The 19,432-nt window shown below is 59.5% G+C and carries 19 protein-coding genes and 3 pseudogenes; 9 read left to right on the forward strand and 13 right to left on the reverse strand.

Translation table 11 applies throughout. The features are described from left to right. Window positions 1-8 precede the first annotated feature (8 nt). The 3 genes from AC58X1_RS23475 (at window position 9) to AC58X1_RS23485 (ending at window position 2,319) form a co-directional block, all read left to right on the forward strand. Window positions 9-926 carry a LysR substrate-binding domain-containing protein gene (locus tag AC58X1_RS23475; protein ID WP_189691832.1) on the forward strand — a complete coding sequence of 306 codons (918 nt, stop codon included), beginning with the start codon at window positions 9-11 and terminating at the stop codon, window positions 924-926. Between the two features lie 105 nt (window positions 927-1,031). Beyond that, the gene (locus AC58X1_RS23480) at window positions 1,032-1,589 is read left to right on the forward strand and encodes an HI_0983 family protein (protein ID WP_497429550.1); all 558 of its coding nucleotides are present in this window, start codon (window positions 1,032-1,034) and stop codon (window positions 1,587-1,589) included. A 94-nt stretch (window positions 1,590-1,683) separates the two neighbouring features. After that, window positions 1,684-2,319 (forward strand): hypothetical protein, encoded by a 636-nt coding sequence (locus AC58X1_RS23485; protein ID WP_497429551.1) that lies wholly within the window; start codon window positions 1,684-1,686, stop codon window positions 2,317-2,319. Between the two features lie 128 nt (window positions 2,320-2,447). On the opposite strand, the gene AC58X1_RS23490 is transcribed toward AC58X1_RS23485, so the two are convergent. The 5 genes from AC58X1_RS23490 to AC58X1_RS23510 all read right to left on the reverse strand — a co-directional run bounded on the left by AC58X1_RS23490 (window position 2,448) and on the right by AC58X1_RS23510 (window position 6,668). Then, a complete protein-coding gene (locus tag AC58X1_RS23490) occupies window positions 2,448-2,735 on the reverse strand; it encodes a hypothetical protein (RefSeq protein WP_497429552.1) in 288 nt (95 codons plus the stop codon). A 35-nt stretch (window positions 2,736-2,770) separates the two neighbouring features. Continuing rightward, window positions 2,771-3,373, reverse strand: a complete 603-nt coding sequence (locus AC58X1_RS23495; protein WP_497429553.1) for a hypothetical protein — start codon at window positions 3,371-3,373, stop codon at window positions 2,771-2,773. Window positions 3,374-3,568: 195 nt separating this feature from the next. Then, window positions 3,569-3,769 carry a hypothetical protein gene (locus tag AC58X1_RS23500; protein ID WP_497429554.1) on the reverse strand — a complete coding sequence of 67 codons (201 nt, stop codon included), beginning with the start codon at window positions 3,767-3,769 and terminating at the stop codon, window positions 3,569-3,571. Window positions 3,770-3,944: 175 nt separating this feature from the next. After that, entirely contained in the window at window positions 3,945-5,246 is a 1,302-nt protein-coding gene (gene dctA, locus AC58X1_RS23505) for a C4-dicarboxylate transporter DctA (RefSeq protein WP_150569994.1), read from the reverse strand. Window positions 5,247-5,312: 66 nt separating this feature from the next. Beyond that, a complete protein-coding gene (locus AC58X1_RS23510) occupies window positions 5,313-6,668 on the reverse strand; it encodes a class-II fumarase/aspartase family protein (RefSeq protein ID WP_101316314.1) in 1,356 nt (451 codons plus the stop codon). Window positions 6,669-6,784: 116 nt separating this feature from the next. On the opposite strand from AC58X1_RS23510, the gene AC58X1_RS23515 reads away from it, so the two are divergent. Further along, window positions 6,785-7,513: a GntR family transcriptional regulator gene (locus tag AC58X1_RS23515; RefSeq protein ID WP_150569996.1), complete on the forward strand. Its 729-nt coding sequence runs from the start codon at window positions 6,785-6,787 to the stop codon at window positions 7,511-7,513. Window positions 7,514-7,686: 173 nt separating this feature from the next. Here AC58X1_RS23515 and arsH read toward each other — a convergent pair whose 3' ends face one another. The 7 genes and pseudogenes from arsH to AC58X1_RS23550 all read right to left on the reverse strand — a co-directional run bounded on the left by arsH (window position 7,687) and on the right by AC58X1_RS23550 (window position 12,058). Beyond that, complete coding sequence (arsH, locus tag AC58X1_RS23520) at window positions 7,687-8,430, reverse strand: arsenical resistance protein ArsH (RefSeq protein ID WP_497429607.1); 744 nt, start codon at window positions 8,428-8,430, stop codon at window positions 7,687-7,689. Between the two features lie 14 nt (window positions 8,431-8,444). Further along, window positions 8,445-8,915 carry an arsenate reductase ArsC gene (locus AC58X1_RS23525; protein ID WP_150569998.1) on the reverse strand — a complete coding sequence of 157 codons (471 nt, stop codon included), beginning with the start codon at window positions 8,913-8,915 and terminating at the stop codon, window positions 8,445-8,447. Window positions 8,916-8,925: 10 nt separating this feature from the next. Further along, window positions 8,926-10,215 (reverse strand): arsenic transporter, encoded by a 1,290-nt coding sequence (locus tag AC58X1_RS23530; protein ID WP_101316322.1) that lies wholly within the window; start codon window positions 10,213-10,215, stop codon window positions 8,926-8,928. A 19-nt stretch (window positions 10,216-10,234) separates the two neighbouring features. Then, window positions 10,235-10,585 carry a metalloregulator ArsR/SmtB family transcription factor gene (locus AC58X1_RS23535; RefSeq protein WP_259077667.1) on the reverse strand — a complete coding sequence of 117 codons (351 nt, stop codon included), beginning with the start codon at window positions 10,583-10,585 and terminating at the stop codon, window positions 10,235-10,237. A 76-nt stretch (window positions 10,586-10,661) separates the two neighbouring features. After that, window positions 10,662-10,901: pseudogene (locus AC58X1_RS23540) on the reverse strand (transposase domain-containing protein); the annotation flags it as partial. Beyond that, window positions 10,885-11,026, reverse strand: a pseudogene (locus AC58X1_RS23545) (IS66 family transposase); the annotation flags it as partial. The pseudogenes AC58X1_RS23545 and AC58X1_RS23540, both read right to left, overlap by 17 nt. Before the next feature lie 63 nt (window positions 11,027-11,089). Continuing rightward, window positions 11,090-12,058 (reverse strand): AraC family transcriptional regulator, encoded by a 969-nt coding sequence (locus tag AC58X1_RS23550; RefSeq protein WP_101316326.1) that lies wholly within the window; start codon window positions 12,056-12,058, stop codon window positions 11,090-11,092. A gap of 103 nt (window positions 12,059-12,161) precedes the next feature. Here AC58X1_RS23550 and AC58X1_RS23555 point away from each other — a divergent pair, with 103 nt between their 5' ends. From AC58X1_RS23555 to AC58X1_RS23565, 3 genes are all read left to right on the forward strand, one after another. After that, complete coding sequence (locus tag AC58X1_RS23555; RefSeq protein ID WP_497429555.1) at window positions 12,162-13,406, forward strand: MFS transporter; 1,245 nt, start codon at window positions 12,162-12,164, stop codon at window positions 13,404-13,406. A 364-nt stretch (window positions 13,407-13,770) separates the two neighbouring features. Next, window positions 13,771-14,583, forward strand: a complete 813-nt coding sequence (locus AC58X1_RS23560; protein WP_101316330.1) for an alpha/beta fold hydrolase — start codon at window positions 13,771-13,773, stop codon at window positions 14,581-14,583. After that, window positions 14,576-15,751, forward strand: a complete 1,176-nt coding sequence (locus tag AC58X1_RS23565) for a PAS domain-containing sensor histidine kinase (protein WP_497429556.1) — start codon at window positions 14,576-14,578, stop codon at window positions 15,749-15,751. The genes AC58X1_RS23560 and AC58X1_RS23565 overlap by 8 nt, the downstream gene beginning before the upstream one ends. A 92-nt stretch (window positions 15,752-15,843) precedes the next feature. Here AC58X1_RS23565 and AC58X1_RS23570 read toward each other — a convergent pair whose 3' ends face one another. Further along, window positions 15,844-17,373: a methylenetetrahydrofolate reductase C-terminal domain-containing protein gene (locus tag AC58X1_RS23570; RefSeq protein ID WP_497429557.1), complete on the reverse strand. Its 1,530-nt coding sequence runs from the start codon at window positions 17,371-17,373 to the stop codon at window positions 15,844-15,846. 251 nt (window positions 17,374-17,624) lie between these two features. Here AC58X1_RS23570 and AC58X1_RS23575 point away from each other — a divergent pair. Together AC58X1_RS23575 and AC58X1_RS23580 are read left to right on the forward strand one after the other, a co-directional pair. Further along, window positions 17,625-18,596: pseudogene (locus AC58X1_RS23575) on the forward strand (5-methyltetrahydropteroyltriglutamate--homocysteine S-methyltransferase); the annotation flags it as partial. Window positions 18,597-18,701: 105 nt separating this feature from the next. Continuing rightward, window positions 18,702-19,421, forward strand: a complete 720-nt coding sequence (locus AC58X1_RS23580) for an SDR family NAD(P)-dependent oxidoreductase (protein ID WP_188035313.1) — start codon at window positions 18,702-18,704, stop codon at window positions 19,419-19,421. Window positions 19,422-19,432: the final 11 nt, after the last annotated feature.

The following is a 19,432-nucleotide window of genomic DNA, read 5'->3' on the forward strand; positions in this document are numbered from 1 at the left end:
GAAATGATATGGCCATTAACTTCAAGCAGATCGAAACCTTCCGCGCGGTGATGGTCAGCGGCTCCATGACGGCGGCGGCGCAGGCGTTGCACACCTCGCAGCCGAACGTCAGCCGCCTGATCGCCCAGCTCGAACGGGCCAACGGCTTCAAATTGTTTGAGCGGGTGGGCGCGCGATTGGTGCCAACCGATGAAGGCGCGCAGTTTTTCGCCGACGTCGAGCGCGCCTTTATCGGCCTGCACAGCCTGGAAAACTCCGCCCAGCACCTCAAACGTGGCGGTACCGGGCGCTTGCGCATCGGCGCTGTGCCGTCGCTGACCCACGGCCTGCTGCCGGCGATCATTCAGCGTTTTCGCCAGCAGAACCCCCACGTGCATATATCGATCCACACCAACGACTCGCCCAACGTCGCGCACTGGGCGGCGACCCGTTTCTGCGATGTATGCCTGGTGTCCTACGTGGCCGAAGACATGGCCGGTGTGCAGTCGGAAATCATCTGTGATGTGCCTGGCGTGTGCATTTTCCCCAAAGGGCATCGGCTTGGTGCCTTGGAGGTAGTGACACCGGCAGATTTGAAGGGCGAGGAATTCATCTCGCTGTCGCACACCGACGGCTCCCGCACGCGGCTCGACCGACTGTTTGCCGAAGAAGATCCGCGCGTGCTGAACATGGATGCGACCCATGCTGCCACTGTCTGCTCACTGGTCGGGCTTGGGCTGGGCGTCAGCGTGGTCAGCCCGCTGGTGGCCAACGAGTACCTGCATACCGATATCGACATCCGGCCGTTTGCGCCGGAGCTGCGCTTTTATACCTATTTGCTGCTGTCGTCCGACCGGCCTGAGAACGTGCTGACGCAGAGGTTTCGGGTGTTGGCGGGGGAGATGTTGAGGGAGGCGGCGCGGGGGAGTTTGGAGAGGGAGCGGTAGGCAACGTGGCTTCCTGGCCCGCTAGATAAAGCAAGTATTCAGAGTTGCCTTGAGCTATTGTTAGTTGCGCAAAAAATTGCCTGATGCACTTTTTCAAGGATTGAAATGAAAGTTCTATTGCTTGTGCTATCGACCTTGCTCCTGCTTTCCGGCTGCTCCACGCCGCTCACCGCTACCAAGGCCAGCCCCTCGATCGCCGAAACCAAATCGGTGCAGTTCGGTGGGAAGACGTTTGTCCTCAAGTTCCAGAAGCAGGGGCTGTTGGAGTATTTCCCTGAAGACGAAAGCATGGATGCCTGGACCGAGATGGTCGACTTTACTGTCGTCCCTCGCGAGATGAACCGCTTCAAGCCCCTCGACCTGGCCAGACGTGCCATCCAGCTGCATCAGCAGGAAAACCCGAACATGCCGGCAGTCCTGCTGACAAAAAATAGAACCGGGATCGACTACGCGATGATGTACTACCCCGATTCAGTCCGTAAAGACGGGCAGTTTTCGGAGATTAGTTACTTCAAGTACTACACCGATGGCACCACTGGCCAGACCATAATTTTTCACTTCGCCCGGACCATTCCAAAACCGAACGATCCCACCGAGAGCGCAACAGCGATGGGGCAGGAGATCCCGCCGCTGATGGAAGCATTCCCGCTGTACCGGCCGTGACACCCTCAGTGTTAGGCAAGGCGGTGAAAGGGCGCTAATTAAAATTTCATCCCTTTCAAGCAAAATTAATTAAAATCTCTGTTTTAGGTTAGCCATGAAAAATCTACGGATTGCTTGCATCCTGTTGGGTTCGGCGGTGTCTGTTAAGGTTTTAGCGAACACGCTAGAGGTCGAGCATCAGCGGATTGAGCAACGCTGGTATTCGTTCAGCGAGGTAGTAGAGAAAAGAAAGAAATATGACCGAGTGGATATTTCTCGAGGGTATATCGAATACTACTTCGAGGGTGAAAACCATGCCTCCAACGCTCCGGAGGAACGCCTGTCGCCGCGTGAAAAATTCTACGCCAATCATGCAACCGTTGGCACTTATGCCGTTGCTGATTACGTGACCGCGCTGGACAAGGCGTGTGTAGATGTGGTCTCTGAGTCGCTGGGATCGTTCAGAGGCAGCTATGAAAACGCTAAGAGACCTGACAGGCAACAATATAAGAGAACGGTCGTTGGTATCAGGTCATTAAGCTACAAAGGTCCTGAGTTTAACTTCAAGAGTCCTGCCTCTTGGTCGTCGATAGAGTTGCCGAAGGACAAGAGAAGCCTTCTGTGTGAGATTTATGAAGTCAAGGATGAGGCCGATGACGTAAAATACATCGTCTACGCTGCATCGGTGACAACCGCTATGTTCGACGAAATTCATTCGGCACCACTGCCCGCTAACAAACCGAATAATTAGTTTCTTTGCGACAATGCTGCGGCACCTAACGCTGTGGCATCAAGCAGATCAGCTTTGAGCCTTGGCACGCTCAGTAATTGTCTGCCAATCGACCCATTTTGCTGTCTGACAGCCGTCGTACTGTTAGATCACGACCAGCGGATACGGGCAATTTCTGCGTCGCTCATCTGGCGCCAATCATCCTTGCTGATCCCGTAATCCTGCTCGGCGGATTCCAGAGCCTGCTCCAGTGTAATCATCAAATGATCGCCTTCAACCTGCTGGCAGGCGTAGTCCACGAAGCGAATCTCCATGTATACCGGCGGCTCGTGCTCACCCGCGACCTCAAGACCAAACAACACGATCGTCGAGACGCTGGGGCGGTATGCGCAAGGTACTTTCACATCGGCAACCAAGTGCAACGGTTGTGGCTTCATCTGGATACCTGAGTCGCTGGGCCTGTGTGTAGCCGCTATCTGACGTCTGTGCCGGGGTACAGCTCGGGCGGTGGCTGGTAGTCAGGGTTTTCGAATTGACTGTTGTTGTAGAAGGTCTCGGCGGTGGGCCCAGCATTCTTGTAGGTTACATTTTCGTTACGGACCAGATGCCAGCCAGTACCTTCTTTGTCACGCTCGATCAGCGTTGGGGACAGCGTGCACTTCCCACTGGAACCAGAAGTGAGGAGGAACTGATAGTAGCGCCCGGCTTCAGGTGTGAATTGGGTTGTGACAAAGCAGGTCCTGGTACGCGAGCCCTCCCATGTCATATACACAGTCGTTTCCAGGCCCGGCCGAATCGTTGATTCGTAGTAGTCCCAGGTCAGGTCTTGACCCGCTTTGGGCATGCCAATGTCTTGGGTATGGGTAAAGGGGAGAGGCCCGGTACGCACCACACCGCCGGTCCTCACACCGTTGTCGGTCTGGTAGATTGCCGCATGCTGGGTGAAATTGACCACACGAATCCAGGCCGGATTCGGCTCATTCGCGGGTGCGACAAAGTAATCGGTGTGGGGGAAATACTTGCAACCTGCGAACATTGGCAACAGCACTAAACAGAATCTCGAGCGTGTCGTCATTGATCCATTTCCCTGCAGAATTTTCGCTATGACCGCGTCTGCAGGAGTTTATTCGTCACCCGCACTGATTTCCTCGGGGTGGATGGCTATTGGTCTGCGTGCCTGATCACGAGCTTCTGGAACGAGCCAGGCAATTTCCCCTGACCCCAAATGCGCCCCGCTATCGCGGGGCTCAACACAGAGGGAGGCTCGTAGTCAGAACGACTCGACTGGCTTCTGGGCTTGTTGAACAAGCTTGTTTCCATCCAGTTTCGGGAAGGAAAAATTAATGATGATACTGGACTCGTCATCCACGCCAGAGATGACTAAATCAGCACCCCTGACATTGGCAGGTGCTGACTTCATCAGGCTCTGAAGGTTGGTGGCCGCTTTGTCGGTCAGGTATGCACTGCTCAACACCGGCAATCCATTCGGTGACGCCGCAGGCCATCTCTCGGTCTCTTGAAAGACAGTTGGGTCTGCCGGGCGCCGTTTCTTCGATTCGCCAACCCAGGGCAGCGACAACACCGATAACAGCTTGCATGCTGTGATCAATCCTGTCGCTACCGCAGTCAGTTCACCACGTGACCGTTTAAAGAGCCGCTTCCGGACTACGCCCGAGTACCCGGTTGTACTCCAACTTCGCAGTCTTCTCGGTGAACTCCCCAGACCACTTCGATACCACTACTGTCGCCACACTGTTGCCAATGGTATTGCACGTCGCAATCGCCATCGACATGAAGCGGTACACGCCAAACAGCAGCGCCAAACCTTCTACCGGCAGGTTGCCAATGGCGGTCACGGTCGCGGCGAACACCACGAAGCTGCCGCCCGACACCGCTGCCGCACCCTTGGAGGTGACCAGCATGACGGCGAGGATACCCAGCTGTTGTTCCCAGCTCAGGGGCACGCCATAGGCGTTGGCAATAAACAGTACGCACAACGACATATAGATGGAGGTGCCGTCGAGGTTGAACGCATAGCCAGTCGGCAACACCAGGCCAACGCTCTGCTTGGAGCAACCGAACTTCTCCAGTTTCTGCAGCAGGCGCGGCAGCGCGCTTTCCGACGAGGCGGTGCCCAGTACGATGAAGATTTCATCCTTGATGTACTTGAGAAAGCGCCACAGGCTGAAGCCCGATACACGACACACCACGCCCAGTACGACGAAGATGAAGAACGCGATGCAGACGTAGAACATCAGCACCAGGTTGGCCAGCGACATTAGCACCGCAGTGCCATTGCTGCCCACGGCATAAGCGACCGAGCCAAATGCACCCAGCGGGGCGAACTTCATGATCAGGTTGATGAACTCGAAGAAACACTCCGAGACGCGGTTCAAGCCGTCTTCGATGACTTCACGACGCTCAGGCTTGAGCGCCAGCAAGGCGAAGCCGAACAGCACCGAGATCACCAGCACTTGCAAGAGCTGGCCGCCGGAGAAGGCGCCGACGAAGTTGTCCGGGAAGATCGCGTAGATGAAGTCCAGGGTCGAGGCCGGCGCGTGGCCTTTGGCAACTGCTGCAGCCGAGGCCGCAGTGGCTGCGCTGCTTGGGTGGGCGTCGTGCATGCCCGAGCCGATTTGCAACAGGTTGCCCCACAGCAGGCCGATGGCCAGGGCAATGGTGGACACTACTTCGAAGTAGATCAACGCACGTACACCAACCTTGCCCACGCGCTTGATGTCGCCGGCGGAGGCAATGCCATGCACCACGGTGAAGAACACCAGCGGCGCGACAGCGGTCTTGATCAGTTTGAGGAAGATATCCCCGAGGATCTTGAACTTGGCGGCCAGCTCCGGCGCGATGAAGCCAAAGGCAATGCCCAGCAGCATGGCGGCAACGACCTGAAAGGTCAGATCCTTGTAGAACGGTTTTTTAGCGGTAGCATTCATGACTGCGATCTCGTTGTTTTTATTCGTAATCGATAGGCAGCGAGGTGCGGCGCACCCCGGGAACATTCAGCGTTTGACCTTGCCCTCGCGGGCCAGGGCGATGTCGACCATCTGCGGCGCCAGGCCGATGTAGTTGGTCGGGTCGGTCAGGCGCTTGAGTTCTTCGATGTCCAGCTGTGCCGTGGCTTCGCCTTGCGCCAGCAGCGCGTCAAGCAGGCTGGTGCCTTGGTCGTTGGCCATGCGGCAGGCGGCATAGACCACGTCGTGGGCTACCTGGCGACCCAGCGCCGGGGCCAGGCCCATCATCACGGCTTCGGCAACGATCAGGCCTTGGGTCATGTCGAGGTTCTTGAGCATGCGCTCGGTGCGCACTTCCAGGCCGGCCAGCATGAATTTCGCCTGGCCTAGCGACGCAGCGCTCAGGGCGAAGGCTTCTGGAATGGCGATCCATTCTGCCTGCCATGGGCCGGTGGAGCGTTCGAAGTCCTGGATCATCGCGTCGAGCATCAGCCCGGCTTGCTGGCGCACACCTTTGGCGGCGGCGTACATCAGCTCGCAGGAAATCGGGTTGCGTTTCTGAGGCATGGTGCTGCTGGCGCCACGGCCTTTGACGAAGGGTTCGTACACCTCGCCCAGCTCGCTGGTCATCATCATCATCACGTCGAGGGCGACCTTGCCCAGCGAGCCGGTGACCAGGCCAAGGAAGTTCAGGGTCTCGGCCAAGCCGTCGCGGGCGACGTGCCACGTGGCTTGCGGTACGCCCAGGCCGAGTTCGGCCATCATCGCTTGTTGTACTTCCAGGCCCTTGTCACCCAACGAGGCCAGGGTCCCGGCAGCGCCAGCAAACTGGCCAACTTCGACCCGTGGGCGCAACTCGACCAGGCGCTCGGCGTGACGGTCGAACATGCTCAACCAGACCGCGCATTTGTAGCCGAAGGTGATCGGCAGCGCGTGCTGCAGGTGGGTACGGCCTGCCATCGGCGTGTCACGGTATTTTTTCGCCAGATCTGCGAGCAGGCCACGCACGGCCTGGATATCACGCTCGACGATCGCCAGTGCCGCACGCACCTGTAGCACTACGGCGGTGTCCATGATGTCCTGGGTGGTAGCGCCCCAGTGCACGTAGCGGCCGGCTTCGCCGCACGTCTTCGACAGTTGTTCCACCAGCGGCAGGATCGGGTAGCCGACGATTTCTGTCTCGTGCTGCATCAGCGCCAGGTCGAGGGAGTCGTAGGTCGACAGCTTGGCGATCTGCTCGGCAGCTTCGGCCGGGATCACGCCGCAGCGCGCTTCGGCACGGGCCAGAGCGACTTCCACTTCGATGTAGCGCTCGATCAGGGCTTTGTCGGAGAACACGTTGCGCATTTCGGCGGTGCCGAACATGTCGCGGAACAGGGCGGAGTCGAAGACGGTGCTGGACATGGAGTAATCCCGATATGTTTGTTATTGGTCGGACATATTGTTAATGTCCGTACATAATTCTTACGTCCTCGCTGGTACACTGTCAACTCGCTTAAACCAGTGGGCTGATTGAAGGTATGAACCAGACGCGTTATGCGCTCGTTGCCAAGGACTTGATGGAAGGGATTGCCAGTGGCCGATTCCCTCTAGGCAGCCTGTTGCCGACCGAATTCGAGCTATGTGAGCTGTACGCGGTCAGCCGCCATACCATTCGCGCTGCGATTACCCAGTTGCAGAACCAAGGGCTGGTTTCGCGGCGCAAGCGCGTGGGTACGCGGGTCGAGTCGGTGTCGCCCAAGGGCGGGTACTCGCAGTCGCTGGCCTCGGTGACCGACCTGGTGCATCTGGCCGAAACGCAGATGCGCAGCATCCAGCACGTCAGCCATTTTGTGGCTGACATCGCCCAGGCGCGGCGCTTGGGAATGGAGCCGGGCGGGCATTACTTCTGCGTATCGAGCATCCGCGTAGATGCCGACAACCGCCGTGCGCCGCTGTGCTGGACCGATGTGTATGCGCAGGAGTCATACGCCGAGGTGATTGCCTTGGCCGAGGAGCATCCGGACGAGTTGATTGCTGCGCTGATCGAGCGCCATTTTGGTCGCCATATCGACGTGGTCGATCAGCAGGTGCGCGCGGTGCTGTTGACCCCGGAGGTTGCCAAAAACCTCAATGCCGAGCCGGGTTCGCCGGGTTTGAACATCATTCGTCAGTACCGTGATGGCGACGGCGCGCTGATGGTGGTTTCGGAAACCGTGCATCCGGAGGATCGGTTTACGCTGGTGTCGCAGATGAAGCGGGAGCGGTAGAGCCTGTACCGCATTGGCCCGCTGTAGGAGCGGCCTTGTGTCGCGAAAGGGGGGCGAAGCGCCCCCAAAAATTTCAGCTCCGCCGCTGACATCGCCGGGCCCGCTGCGCGCGCCTTTCGCGACACAAGGCCGCTCCTACAGTTGACCACGTATGGCGCAGTCGGCAGCTTCAGTTATCCAGCTCGGCAACTTTGACCGCCGCCGGTTGAAACCACACCGGCCACGAGCTGCGATGTCGCGCTTTCTTTTCGCTCCGAGTAGCGATCCACCAGGTAGCTCTCACGACCGCGAACCAGCAGAGTGAATTTCACCAGTTCCTCCATCACATCGACTATCCGGTCGTAGTACGGTGAAGGCTTCATTCGATCTGCCTCGTCGAACTCCAGATACGCCTTGGGCACAGACGACTGATTCGGGATGGTCAGCATGCGCATCCACCGACCCAGAACCCGCATCTGGTTCACTGCGTTGAAGGACTGCGAGCCGCCGCACACCTGCATCACCGCGAGAGTCTTACCCTGTGTGGGGCGTACGGCACCCATGGTCAGAGGAATCCAGTCAATCTGCGCTTTGAACACCGCAGACATCGCTCCGTGTCGTTCCGGAGAGCACCACACCTGACCGTCTGACCACAGAACCAGATCGCGCAGCTCCTGCACCTTAGGGTGATCGACTGGCGCGTCATCCGGCAACGGCAGTCCGGACGGATCGAAGATCAGCGTCTCGGCACCCATTTGTTGGAGCAGACGTGCAGCTTCATGCGTCAGCAAACGGCTGAACGACCGCTCTCTGGTCGACCCATAGAGCAGGAGAATGCGTGGTTTGATGTTCGAACCATCTGGGAAACCCAATTTTTCAGCGCTCGGCATATCCATCAGCGACAGATCAAGAGCTGGAAAAGTATCGACAGAGTCCATATCAAATTCGCTCATCACAGGGCTCCGATCCGATCCAGAGCCTGCTTCAGATCAGCGCCCTGAAGCGTTTTCAGATTCAAGGTGAAGAGCGCGGTAAATCGCCTCTTGATACGTTCAACGGTCGCATCAAATGCGGCCTGAACCTCCTCATCAGAGCCGTCGACCTCAGACGGGTCGGACAGCCCCCAGTGGCTTTTGATGGCCGGGCCGAAATACACCGGGCAAGGTTCGCCGCCCGCCTTGTCGCACACGGTGATGACGATATCGGGTGGTGTGTCTACGAAGACTTCCGAGCCTTTGCTGTACAGGCCGGACGTGTCGATTCCCAATCCTTGCAGAGTGCTCACCGCTCGCGGATTGAGTTTGCCGCTCGGGAAGCTGCCCGAACTGATGGCCGTGAAGCCGTCTGGGGCGACATGGTTGAACAGCCCCTCGGACAGGACGCTACGACAGCTATTGGCCGTACACATGAACAGAATCTTCATAAAGCAACTCCTAAGCGCTGATGCTCAAGCGCACGGCAAGTGCTGCCAGTGTCGTAAGCAAAATGGGAAAGGTGAGTACGCAGCCAACCTTGAAGTAGTAACCCCAGGTGATGCGGATGTTTTTCTGGGCCAGGACGTGCAGCCAGAGCAGCGTGGCCAAACTGCCGATGGGGGTGATCTTCGGGCCGAGGTCGCAGCCAATGATGTTGGCGTACACCATGGCCTCGTGTGCGAGTCCCGATACCCCACTGCCCTGGATCGACAAGGCACCGATCAGCACGCTGGGCATATTGTTCATCACGGATGACAGCAACGCGGCGGTGAAACCGGTACCCAGCGTGGCAGCCCACAGGCCATGGTCGGCGAAGGTGCCAAGCAGCGAGCTGAGTCCTTCAGTCAGCCCGGCATTCTTCAGCCCGTAGATCACCAGATACATGCCAAGCGAAAACAGGACGACTTGCCAGGGGGCGTTGAACATCACTTTGCGTGTCGAGATCACATGCCCCTTTGCGGCAATGATCAGCAGCACCAAGGCGCATGCGGCGGCGACAGCACTGACAGGAATACCAAGCGGCTCAAGGACGAATAACCCGAGCAACAGAAGTACCAGCACCCACCAGCCTGCAAGGAACGTATGGCGATCTTTGATGGCTTTTTCTGGCCGCTTTAGTTGCTCGGGCGAATACGCCTGCGGCACCTCCTTTCGATAAAACAACCAGAGCATGCTCAGGGTCACCACGACACTGACCAGATTCACCGGCCACATGATCGAGGCGTACCGGGCGAATCCGATATCGAAAAAGTCGGCAGAGACGATGTTCACCAAGTTCGAGACAACCAGCGGCAGGCTGGCAGTGTCGGCAATGAAACCGGCAGCCATCACGAAAGCTAAGGTCGCCGCTGGACTGAAGCGGAGCGCGGTCAGCATCGCGATCACGATGGGAGTCAGTATCAATGCTGCGCCGTCATTGGCAAACAGGGCCGAAACCGCTGCCCCCAAGAGCACCATCAGTGCAAACAGGCGTGCGCCGCTGCCTCCTCCCCAGCGAGCCACATGAAGTGCTGCCCACTCGAAAAAGCCCGCCTCATCCAGCAGAAGGCTGATGATGATCACCGCGATGAACGTTGCCGTGGCGTTCCACACTATGTGCCAGACCACTGGGATATCGCTGAGCGTGATGACACCGGTCAACAATGCGAGTACCGCCCCGGCAGACGCGCTCCAGCCAACGCCAAGTCCACGGGGTTGCCAGATCACCAGTACCAGCGTGACCAGAAATATTGAAATTGCCAACAGCATGTCAGTTCTCCAGAAACACTTAGCAGCAGGAAGCCTGGCGTACTGGGCGACCTTCCATCGAAGCAAGGCGACCTTGGTCATCGCCGAGCCAGGAACGGTTAGCCTCAAGGGTCGTTTGGAGCACCTCCACTGCCCACTGAGGGAGTTCTGGATGAAGGCGGTAATAGATCCATTGGCCCTGACGGCGATCTTCCAGCAGCCCGCAGGTGCGCAACTGAGCGAGGTGCCGGGACACTTTTGGTTGGTGATCGTCGAGCGCCCAAATCAATTCGCAGACACATAGCTCCCCCTCGACAGCGAGCATCAGCATGATTCGGGCGCGAGTTTCATCACCGAGGCATTTGAAGAAAGTGTGGGGCTGAAAGGACATGGCCAACCTGTATATTTGTTTATTCGTATATTCGAATTTACAGATATGAATACCTCAGTGGAAGCAGCTTCTTTGCTTAAGCCGAGCAAGCGCGCGGATGCAGGTCGTGCAGATTGCTTGCTTGGTGAGTTGGCAAGCGCGTCAGTACGTCCTTCAGGTATCTGTACGGATCATGCCCGTTCATGCGCGCCGACTGGATCAAGCTCATGATAGCCGCCGCTCGTTTACCACTGCGCAGCGAACCGGCGAACAACCAGTTGGAGCGACCGTCGATAGGCACAGCACCATCATCAAGCTCCGCGCAGCGCATCCACCAAGGGCTGGAGCTGCACGCCGGTTTGCCCTACCCATTGAGCCAGTGTTGAACGCGGGATGGCCAAGCCTGCTCGGCCAAAAGATCCTTTCTTGCCGGTACAGCGGCAGATGGTCGGAGAACTTGGCGCTGGAGTTGGCAGCCGCAGACACATTCGCTGCTCTCCGGCTCGGCACCAATTCCCCTCAGCTTCAGGTGGCAGCCAACTGCCTCAACCTGCGACTCAACCCTGGCGTGGTACCCGTAACTCGCTTGAACGCCCGACTGAAGGCCGCCTGGGACGTATAGCCCAACCGCTGCGCGACCTCTTCAATAGGTACTCTTTCCAGCGTCAGCCACTGGCTGGCGAGCCGCATTCGCACTTCGGTAACGTAGCGCAGTGGGCTCATGCCAATCGTCAGTTGGAAGCGCTCGGCAAAGACCGAGCGGGAGGTATTGCATTGCTCCGCCAACTGCTCGACGGTCCAGTCTCGGCCCGGTTGCTGATGAAGTGCCAGAAGTGCACCTGCCAGCCGCGGATCGCGCAGAGCGGCAACCAGGCCGGAGGCGTTGCCGCAGGCGCACTCGACCCAACCGCGAACGACCATGGCGGCGACCACATCGGCCAGTCGCGCGAGGATGCCGGCGAAGCCAACGCGTGCGGCGCTGACCTCGCGCTCCATGGTGGTGAGAATAGGCACCAGCCCGGGGTAACGCTGGCCGCCGGCGTCAATAAGCATCAGGCCAGGCATCAGCTTGCCAAGGCCATGGAGGCTGCCCAATTCGAATTCCATGCATCCACTGAACAACAGCGTGGTCGGCATGGAGCCGGGATCGGTTCCGGTGTCCACCGCGCTTACGGTCTCGCCGAGAGGCTCGCCGTCCAACAGATCAATGTCCTGCACGGGTACCTGCGTATGCGAGAGCAAGTGATGGGCCGCGCCATGGCAGATGAAGACGGCGTTACCGGCGGACAGCGCATAGGTCGTCCCGTCTTCCATACGTAGCACCGCGTTGCCGACCGCCAGGAAGTGGAACCAAGCATGCCCGGGTTTGGCAGCGAAGGCCAAGCCGAAGGCTGGGCCCGCCTGGATACGGCGGTACTCGACACCGCGCAGGCGCATGCCGCGCAACAGCTCGTTGATGAGGTCGGAAGAGAGGGCAAATTGGTCTGTCGACATCGGCTCGGTGTTTTAATCAAAAAATTGAGTTTTTCGATCATAGATCATCCGGAATCTCGCGCCTAGACTACCGGTCGCAATTGAAGATTGGGAGATCCATGCAGTGACTGACCTTTTATGCAATGCCGTACCCGACAGCCGTCGCGGCGCCGCGCCGGATGCAGAACCTACAACTCCAGCGTGGATGGCCGTATTCTCGTTGGCGATGGGCGTGTTTGGCTTGCTGACCGCTGAGTACCTGCCGGCCAGCCTGTTGACGCCGATGGCAACCGAGCTGGGGGTGTCCGAAGCGCTGGCTGGCCAAGCGGTAACGGTGACAGCGGTGGTAGCGCTGTTCGCTGGCCTGTTGGTGCCAGGCCTGACTCGAAGTATCGATCGGCGCTGGGTGTTGCTGGGGTTTTCCACGTTGATGATCGCATCCAACCTGCTGGTCGCCGTTTCCTCCAGTTTCGCGGTGCTGTTGTTGATGCGTATCTTGCTCGGCATCGCGCTTGGTGGGTTTTGGAGCATGGCGGCAGCGGTGGCGATGCGCTTGGTGCCCGTGGCTTTGTTGCCGCGAGCGCTCTCGATCATTTTCAGCGGCATCGCCGTCGGGACGGTGGTCGCGGTCCCGCTGGGTAGTTATCTGGGCGGGCTCTATGGCTGGCGCAGCGCGTTCTATGCAGCGGCAGCAGTGGGGGTGGTGACCCTGATTTTCCAGTCGCTTACGCTGCCGAGCCTTGCGCCACGTCGGCCGGCACGCCTGCGTACGGTGCTTGAAGTGCTGCAGCGCCCAGGCATTGCTATGGGGATGTTCGGTTGTGTGCTGGTGCACAGCGGCCACTTCGCGATGTTCACGTATATTCGGCCATTCCTCGAAGATACGACCGGCATTGGCCCGCAGGGCCTGTCGCTGATGTTGCTGGGTTTTGGTGTGGCGAACTTTGTCGGCACGTTGGTGGCCGGGTGGATGCTCACTCGTCACCCATTGGCCACCCTGGTGTTGATGCCAGCGTTGGTAGGCGTTGCGGCACTGGCGCTGGTCTTGTTGCCAGCTTCGGTGCCAGGGCAGGCTGTACTGCTGGCGGTCTGGGGCCTGGCCTTTGGGGGTGTGCCGGTGGCATGGTCGAACTGGGTCGCCAGCGCGGTCCCTGATCAAGCGGAGAGCGCTGGCGGCATGGTGGTAGCGTCTGTGCAGTCGGCCATCGCCACAGGCGCAGCCGCGGGTGGGGCAATGTTCAGCCTCGGTGGCAGCGCAGGCGTATTCGTGGCGGCGGCCGTGCTGATGCTGCTGGCCGCGTTGCTGATTGCACTGCGTGTGCGAGTTCCTGCGGTAGATGGAGCTGTGCTGAAAGGGGGTTTGCCTTGATGGGCATTTTCGCCACAGTTTTATCTCGCTATCTGTATCAGCGGCCCCGTTTGGCGAGAAGCTAAACAAGGTTGCGGTCAATTTCATAGATTTCTTGGCGGACTTCGTCCAGAGAGGTGCAAGGTACATCCATCTCTAGCTTTTCATTTCCACCCGGTTTACAGGGACTATCGCGTATCTGTCCTCCAGAACCGGCTCGTAGCAGTGACGCCAGAACCATGTCCTTCCTTGCCCCTCTAACCGTGATCGGGTATTGAATCTTCATCATTGATCCGAACCATGCCCTCAATGCCTGATCTATTCTCAGTGGCAGGTGGTGCGGATCATCACGGCCTGGCCTTCGCTGTACGAGATCGAGATAAGAATGACTCTGCAAAAGCGCAACAACGTAAACATCTCCGGCAGCGGCAGCGCGACCTTGATCCTTTCGCACGGCTTCGGTTGCGACCAAACCATGTGGAAATTGCTGCTGCCGCACCTTGCTTCGCGTTTTCGGGTGATCAGCTACGACTTGGTTGGTGCAGGCCAGTCGGATCTTGCTGCTTACGACCCTGAGAAGTATTCCTCGCTGTGGGGCTACGCATCGGACCTCAACGAGCTTATCGACGCGTACGCCGAAGGCCCGGTTATCCTGGTTTGCCATTCTGCAAGCGCAATGATTGGTACCCTGGCTCAGCGCCAGCAGCCAGGGCGCGTCGCGGCGATGGTCATGATTGGCGGATCGCCCAGCTATATCGACTCGGGCGACTATGCCGGTGGCTTCCTGGCTGAGGAGGTCGATGCGTTGCTCGAGGCCATCGACGACAACTATCAGGGCTGGTCAACCACCATGGCGCCGGTGTTGATGGGCGAACCTGGGGAGCCTGCGCTGGGTGAGGAGTTGCTCAGCAGCTTCAAGCGTACCGATGGGCAAATCGCTCGGCATTTTGCGCGGGTGATCTTCTTGGCTGACCACCGCGCCGACGTTGTCGGGCTGGACACGCCTACGCTGATTCTGCAGTGCACACGCGATCCGGTTGTGCCGGTTGCGGTGGGTAAGTACCTGAATCGCGTGCTGCCCAACAGCCAACTGAGCCTGATCGAGGGCATGGGCCATTACCCGCAATTGAGCGCGCCGAGTGCGTGCACGGCGGCCATCGATGGCTTCCTCGCCCAGCTCGATTTCGACCATGGATGACACCCTCCTGGTCTGTGACGAATCGTTGTTCGAGCGCGCGCCTTGCGGGCTTGTCGTCATGACCGTGGAGGGCACGATATTGCGTTGCAACCAGACGTTCAGCCGGTGGCTTGGCTATGACATGGCCACGTTGACCGCGCAGAATTTTCATGACTTGCTGACGGTGGGCGGGCGCTTGTTCCAGCGCACCCACTGGGGGCCGTTGCTCAACAGCCAAGGCTCGGTGGCGGAGGTCAAGCTAGAGCTGCGCCATCACGATGGCCATGCGCTGGCGATGCTGCTCAATGGCGTGCGCCGAGAAACCCGCGAGGGTGTGCGTTACGAGCTGGCGCTGTTCGGCACTGCCGAGCGCGATCGCTACGAGCGCGCGGTGCTGGCGGCTCGGCAGCGTGCCGAGGAATTGCTCGCGCAGAAGATCGCTGCGGAAGCGGCGTTGCAGGAGGCCAAGGCAGAATTGGCCGAGGCATTCGAGAAGGCGCAGCGGCGTGCTGCCTTTGCTGAGCAGATGGTCGCGATTGCCAGCCATGATCTGAAGAACCCGATGATGGCCATCAAGATGGCCGCGCACATGCTCGAGCATGGGCAGCGCTCCGAACGGGAGCAGCGCCTACTTGATGGCATCAGCACCTCAGCCGAGCGGGCGCAGCGGATGATTGTTGACCTGCTGGATTTTGCCTCGGTGCGGATTGGGCAGGGCATCAAGATCAGCCGGCATCAGGTCCCCCTCCCTGAGTTTGTGGACCAGTGTGTAAGTGAGCTGAGGATTGCCTTTGCTGATGCGCACATCCGGCATCTGTCGCGCGGGTGCGGCACGCTTGAAGTGGATCAGGATCGTCTGCAGCAGATGATCGGTAATCTGGTTGCCAACAGCGTTGCTTATGGTGATCTGAGTTTTCCGATCACCTTGAGCACTGACCTGTCCGCAGCAGGCGCGACCTTGAGCGTTCACAACCATGGCGAGCACATCGCCGAGGCGGTGATCCCGACGTTGTTCGAGCCCATGATGCGGGCCAATGAGTATGACGGTTCGATTCGGTCGGTCGGACTGGGGTTGTTCATTGTCAAGCAAATTGCCGAGGCGCATGGCGGGACGGTGAGCATGGTTTCGGATGCTGTGGCGGGGACTGCGTTCACGGTTAGCTTGCCCGTGCAGGCCGCTACAAGTTAGTGGGCTGCCAAACCTGGCCCTAGCGCCAGTTGCATCAAAACCGCTCCTTTTGTCGTAACGTGCTATGGCCTGCAAGGCCGCAGTCAGCGGCGTCAGTTATCCACCTCAGCAACCGCTACCTCACGCTGAACAGACTCCGAACCTGCAGCCCGCCGCACCACAACCACCGGCTCAACCTTGACCACCGGCGCCGGTTGAAACCACACCGGCCACGAGCTGCGGTGGCGGTTCTCGACTTCGACGCAAGGGATCAATCGCTCGCGCAGCACATCGGTCTCGCCCACAGTCTTGGCCACGCGGTACTTCACGCCATGCACGCACTCGCGATCACCGAACTCGCAGCGGTTCAGCGAGGTGCCGCCGCAGGGGCCGTTGGCGAGGCCTTTGGGGCAGGATTCTGGGCAAATGTAGAGAGTGTCTTGTAGGCGACAACTGCCGCAGGTGTCGCAACCAACCAACGGTCTTTTGATGCCGCGCTCAAGGCCATGCAGCAGGCTTGCTGCGCCAGGTTTCGACCACAAAGGTCTAGTCACAGCCCAGCCAAACGCACGACTGGCCCGGTTCTCGCGGCCGAACAACAACCCGTGCATGCCCGACAACAAGTGATAGCGAACCTGCTCCCGCAGGCTGGCGCTGACCTGTGACTGGCCAAGCCGCCAGTGCGCGCCGGGCGGGGTGAAGGTCACTGCGGGCAGGTCCGGCATCTGCCAGCTGGCGGTCCAGGCAGGCGCCCATTGTTCCAGGGTATGAACACTTGCCAGCACTTGCTCCAGCTCATGCTCCAGCGCTTGCAACTGGGTAATTTCATGCACACCGGACAGGTGCACGCCGGCATACCCCATCAGCTTCAAACCCACCACCTGCAACGCCAGCCGCTGAATACTCCGCGCCTGGGCATACGCCTTGGACAGCGCCAGCTCGGCAGCCAGTACATCGCGCATCGATGGTGTGACGACGGCGCCGGCAACGTGTTCGAGCATCTGCGCGCGGCCGTGGGTGAGCGCCATAAGGCAGGCGATCAGCGGTTTCGGTGTGCGCTGACGAGCCATCCACTGCAGCGCTTCCTGATGTTTTTGATCGTCGTAGCCTAGCTGCAGGGTTAGGAAGTCAGCACCGGCACTGAGCTTTTTCTCAGCCTTGAGATACTGCGCAGCGCCTTCTTCTTCGCGGTACTTGAACGGGTTGAGAGCTGCACCGAGCAGCCAGTCGGGTCGGGCCTGGCGGGCGATCTGCAGGGCGGCGACGGACTCGAGGTAGCGCACCGGCTGTTGGCCGGGCGTGTGACCGGGCAGACGATCGCCGGTAAGGATCAGCAACTGGTCGAGGCCGGCGGCGTCCATGTGTTGCAGCTGGCTGAGCAGGTCGTGGCGCTCGCGGGCCTTACCGGAGAAATGCAGCAGGGCGGGTACGGGTGTGGCGAGCGAGTTGAAGGCGTCCAGCGGTGACATATCCAACGGGCTGCCGACGCGGTCGCCGATGGACACGGTCAGTGGCCAGCCGCACAGCTGTTTGCGGGCCATGATCGCTTCAAGCGCGGCGAAGCGCTCGGCAGAGGGCTTGGGCACGAATTCCATGATGCAGACGAAGGCGTGCTCATGCAGCGCGGTTTTCAGCAGGCTCATGCGGGGCTCGGCACCGGCAGTGGATCTGGCCGGCATTGTGCGGCAGATGGGTGAGGTTGGCTTGTCTGATTGCGCTGGTGACAGGTGTGGAAAAGACATGCCATGGCGCGGCTGGGCCAATCTTAAGTCGGTGTACGTCAAAGCGCTGTATGAGAATTTCTTGAGATGATCATAAATTATATGAGTTTGTCTCAGCATCGCATTGCGCACAGACTTGCCCCATTGAAATTCAACGGCAAGGAACACCTCACATGGCACTGGCACACAACCTCGGCTTTCCACGCATCGGCTGTGATCCCGAACTGAAGAAGGCCCAACAGGCGTTCCTCACGGGCGCGCTGGATGACGCCGGCCTGCGTGCGGTGGGCCGTGAGTTGCGTGCCAAGCACTGGCAGATGCAGAAAGATGCCGGCATCGAGCTGCTGCCAGTCAGCGACCACGCGCTGGAGCTGACCCAGTGGTTCGACAGCAACAGCCACCACCTGGCCCCGCAGCTCAGCGTTGATCAGCAGTTCGCCCTGAGCTGGGAGCCCCTGCTTGAAGAGGTGAACGAGGCCAAAGCGCTCGGCCATGCGGTCAAGCCAGTCGTGCTCGGCCCGCTGACTTACCTGTGGCTGGGTGAATGCCAAGGTGGCGACTTCGACAAACTGGAATTGCTCGGTCGCCTGCTGCCGTTGTACGACCAGATCCTCAACCAGCTGGCTGTGCAAGGTGTGGAGTGGGTACAGATCGATGAACCGATCCTGGCGCTGGAACTGCCGCAGGCCTGGAAGAATGCCTACGAGCGGGTCTACAACATCCTCCAGCGGGCGCCGCTGAAAAAGCTGGTCGCGACCTACTTTGGCGGCCTGAACGCCAACCTCGGCCTGGCCGCCAATCTCCCGGTCGACGGCCTGCACATCGACCTGGTGCAGGCCCCTGAACAATTCCCGACCATTCTTGATCGCCTGCCGGCGTACAAGGTGCTTTCGCTGGGCGTAGTCAGTGGCCGTAACAGCGGGCACTGGAATCTGGACGATGCGCTGCACGTCCTGCGCCTCGCCGCCGAGCGCCTGGGCGACCGGTTGTGGGTAGCGCCGTCGTGCCCGCTGCTGCACAGCGCTGACGCGCAAGATGATGCCGAGCTCAACAATGAGCTCGCCCTCGCCGCCGACAAGTGCCAGCAGGTAGCACTGCTGACCAAGGCGCTCAACCACACGGACGTAGCCCAGGCTCGTGCCGCGTAGCAGGCGAGCCACTGCTCATATCCAGATACAACCTGGCTTTGCCGCACCTGCCGAGTTCTGTTTCGATGCCGCTCGGCTATCCGGCCTACAGGGAGTGTTGGGATGAAAGTTCTAGTGGTGGGTGCCAGCAAAGGGCTGGGCAAGGCATTGATCGACGGGCTGGGAGCAACGGGCGATACGCTGATCGGGGTGTCACGCACGCAGCCTGAACCGTTGCCGGTTCGCGATGGCATTGCAGTGCAGTGGATCGCAGCGGACATGGGCCAGCCCAAGTTGGCGGCCCAGCAGATTGCACATGCAGTAGAGGCGGGCGGTATCGATGCCCTGATCTACAACCTTGGTTTGTGGGAAACGCAGGCGTTCGAAGCCGGCTACAGTTTTGCAAGCGACGATGATGAGCAGCTGGAGCACATGGTCAGCTGCAATATCACCGCGACAATCCTGCTGATCAAACGTCTGCTGCCGGTTCTGTTGCGCAGCCAAGCGCCGCGCATCATCCTCACCGGCTCGACCTCCGGCCTGAGTCAGAGCGGTCGCCCTGAAGTTACCTTTGGCGCATCGAAATTCGCTTTGCGCGGTATCGCCGAAGCGCTGCGCGAAGGCTACCGAGATCAACAGCTCGGCGTCACCTGCCTCAATCTCGGCTACCTGAATACCGAAGACGGCCTTGAAGTGCCGTTGGCCGAAGCCGCAGCACGCGGGGCAGGGGAGTTGATTCCGGTGCACGATGTGGTGCTGATGGTGCGCACATTGCTCAGCTTGTCGCCAGCCAGCTACGTGCGTGAGCTGACTCTGCCAGCCATCGCTGACGAGCGCTTCTGAACCTTCTTGAG

Source organism: Pseudomonas sp. PGPR N4 (assembly GCF_059693665.1).

What these genes read in the sequence shown, in the direction of transcription:
- AC58X1_RS23475 (WP_189691832.1), top strand. Translation starts at nt 9, where the DNA reads ATGGCCATTAACTTCAAGCAGATCGAAACCTTCCGCGCGGTGATGGTC.
- AC58X1_RS23480 (WP_497429550.1), top strand. Translation starts at nt 1,032, where the DNA reads ATGAAAGTTCTATTGCTTGTGCTATCGACCTTGCTCCTGCTTTCCGGC.
- AC58X1_RS23485 (WP_497429551.1), top strand. Translation starts at nt 1,684, where the DNA reads ATGAAAAATCTACGGATTGCTTGCATCCTGTTGGGTTCGGCGGTGTCT.
- AC58X1_RS23490 (WP_497429552.1), bottom strand. Translation starts at nt 2,735, where the DNA reads ATGAAGCCACAACCGTTGCACTTGGTTGCCGATGTGAAAGTACCTTGC.
- AC58X1_RS23495 (WP_497429553.1), bottom strand. Translation starts at nt 3,373, where the DNA reads ATGACGACACGCTCGAGATTCTGTTTAGTGCTGTTGCCAATGTTCGCA.
- dctA (WP_150569994.1), bottom strand. Translation starts at nt 5,246, where the DNA reads ATGAATGCTACCGCTAAAAAACCGTTCTACAAGGATCTGACCTTTCAG.
- AC58X1_RS23510 (WP_101316314.1), bottom strand. Translation starts at nt 6,668, where the DNA reads ATGTCCAGCACCGTCTTCGACTCCGCCCTGTTCCGCGACATGTTCGGC.
- AC58X1_RS23515 (WP_150569996.1), top strand. Translation starts at nt 6,785, where the DNA reads ATGAACCAGACGCGTTATGCGCTCGTTGCCAAGGACTTGATGGAAGGG.
- arsH (WP_497429607.1), bottom strand. Translation starts at nt 8,430, where the DNA reads ATGGACTCTGTCGATACTTTTCCAGCTCTTGATCTGTCGCTGATGGAT.
- AC58X1_RS23525 (WP_150569998.1), bottom strand. Translation starts at nt 8,915, where the DNA reads ATGAAGATTCTGTTCATGTGTACGGCCAATAGCTGTCGTAGCGTCCTG.
- AC58X1_RS23530 (WP_101316322.1), bottom strand. Translation starts at nt 10,215, where the DNA reads ATGCTGTTGGCAATTTCAATATTTCTGGTCACGCTGGTACTGGTGATC.
- AC58X1_RS23535 (WP_259077667.1), bottom strand. Translation starts at nt 10,585, where the DNA reads ATGTCCTTTCAGCCCCACACTTTCTTCAAATGCCTCGGTGATGAAACT.
- AC58X1_RS23550 (WP_101316326.1), bottom strand. Translation starts at nt 12,058, where the DNA reads ATGTCGACAGACCAATTTGCCCTCTCTTCCGACCTCATCAACGAGCTG.
- AC58X1_RS23560 (WP_101316330.1), top strand. Translation starts at nt 13,771, where the DNA reads ATGACTCTGCAAAAGCGCAACAACGTAAACATCTCCGGCAGCGGCAGC.
- AC58X1_RS23565 (WP_497429556.1), top strand. Translation starts at nt 14,576, where the DNA reads ATGGATGACACCCTCCTGGTCTGTGACGAATCGTTGTTCGAGCGCGCG.
- AC58X1_RS23570 (WP_497429557.1), bottom strand. Translation starts at nt 17,373, where the DNA reads ATGAGCCTGCTGAAAACCGCGCTGCATGAGCACGCCTTCGTCTGCATC.
- AC58X1_RS23580 (WP_188035313.1), top strand. Translation starts at nt 18,702, where the DNA reads ATGAAAGTTCTAGTGGTGGGTGCCAGCAAAGGGCTGGGCAAGGCATTG.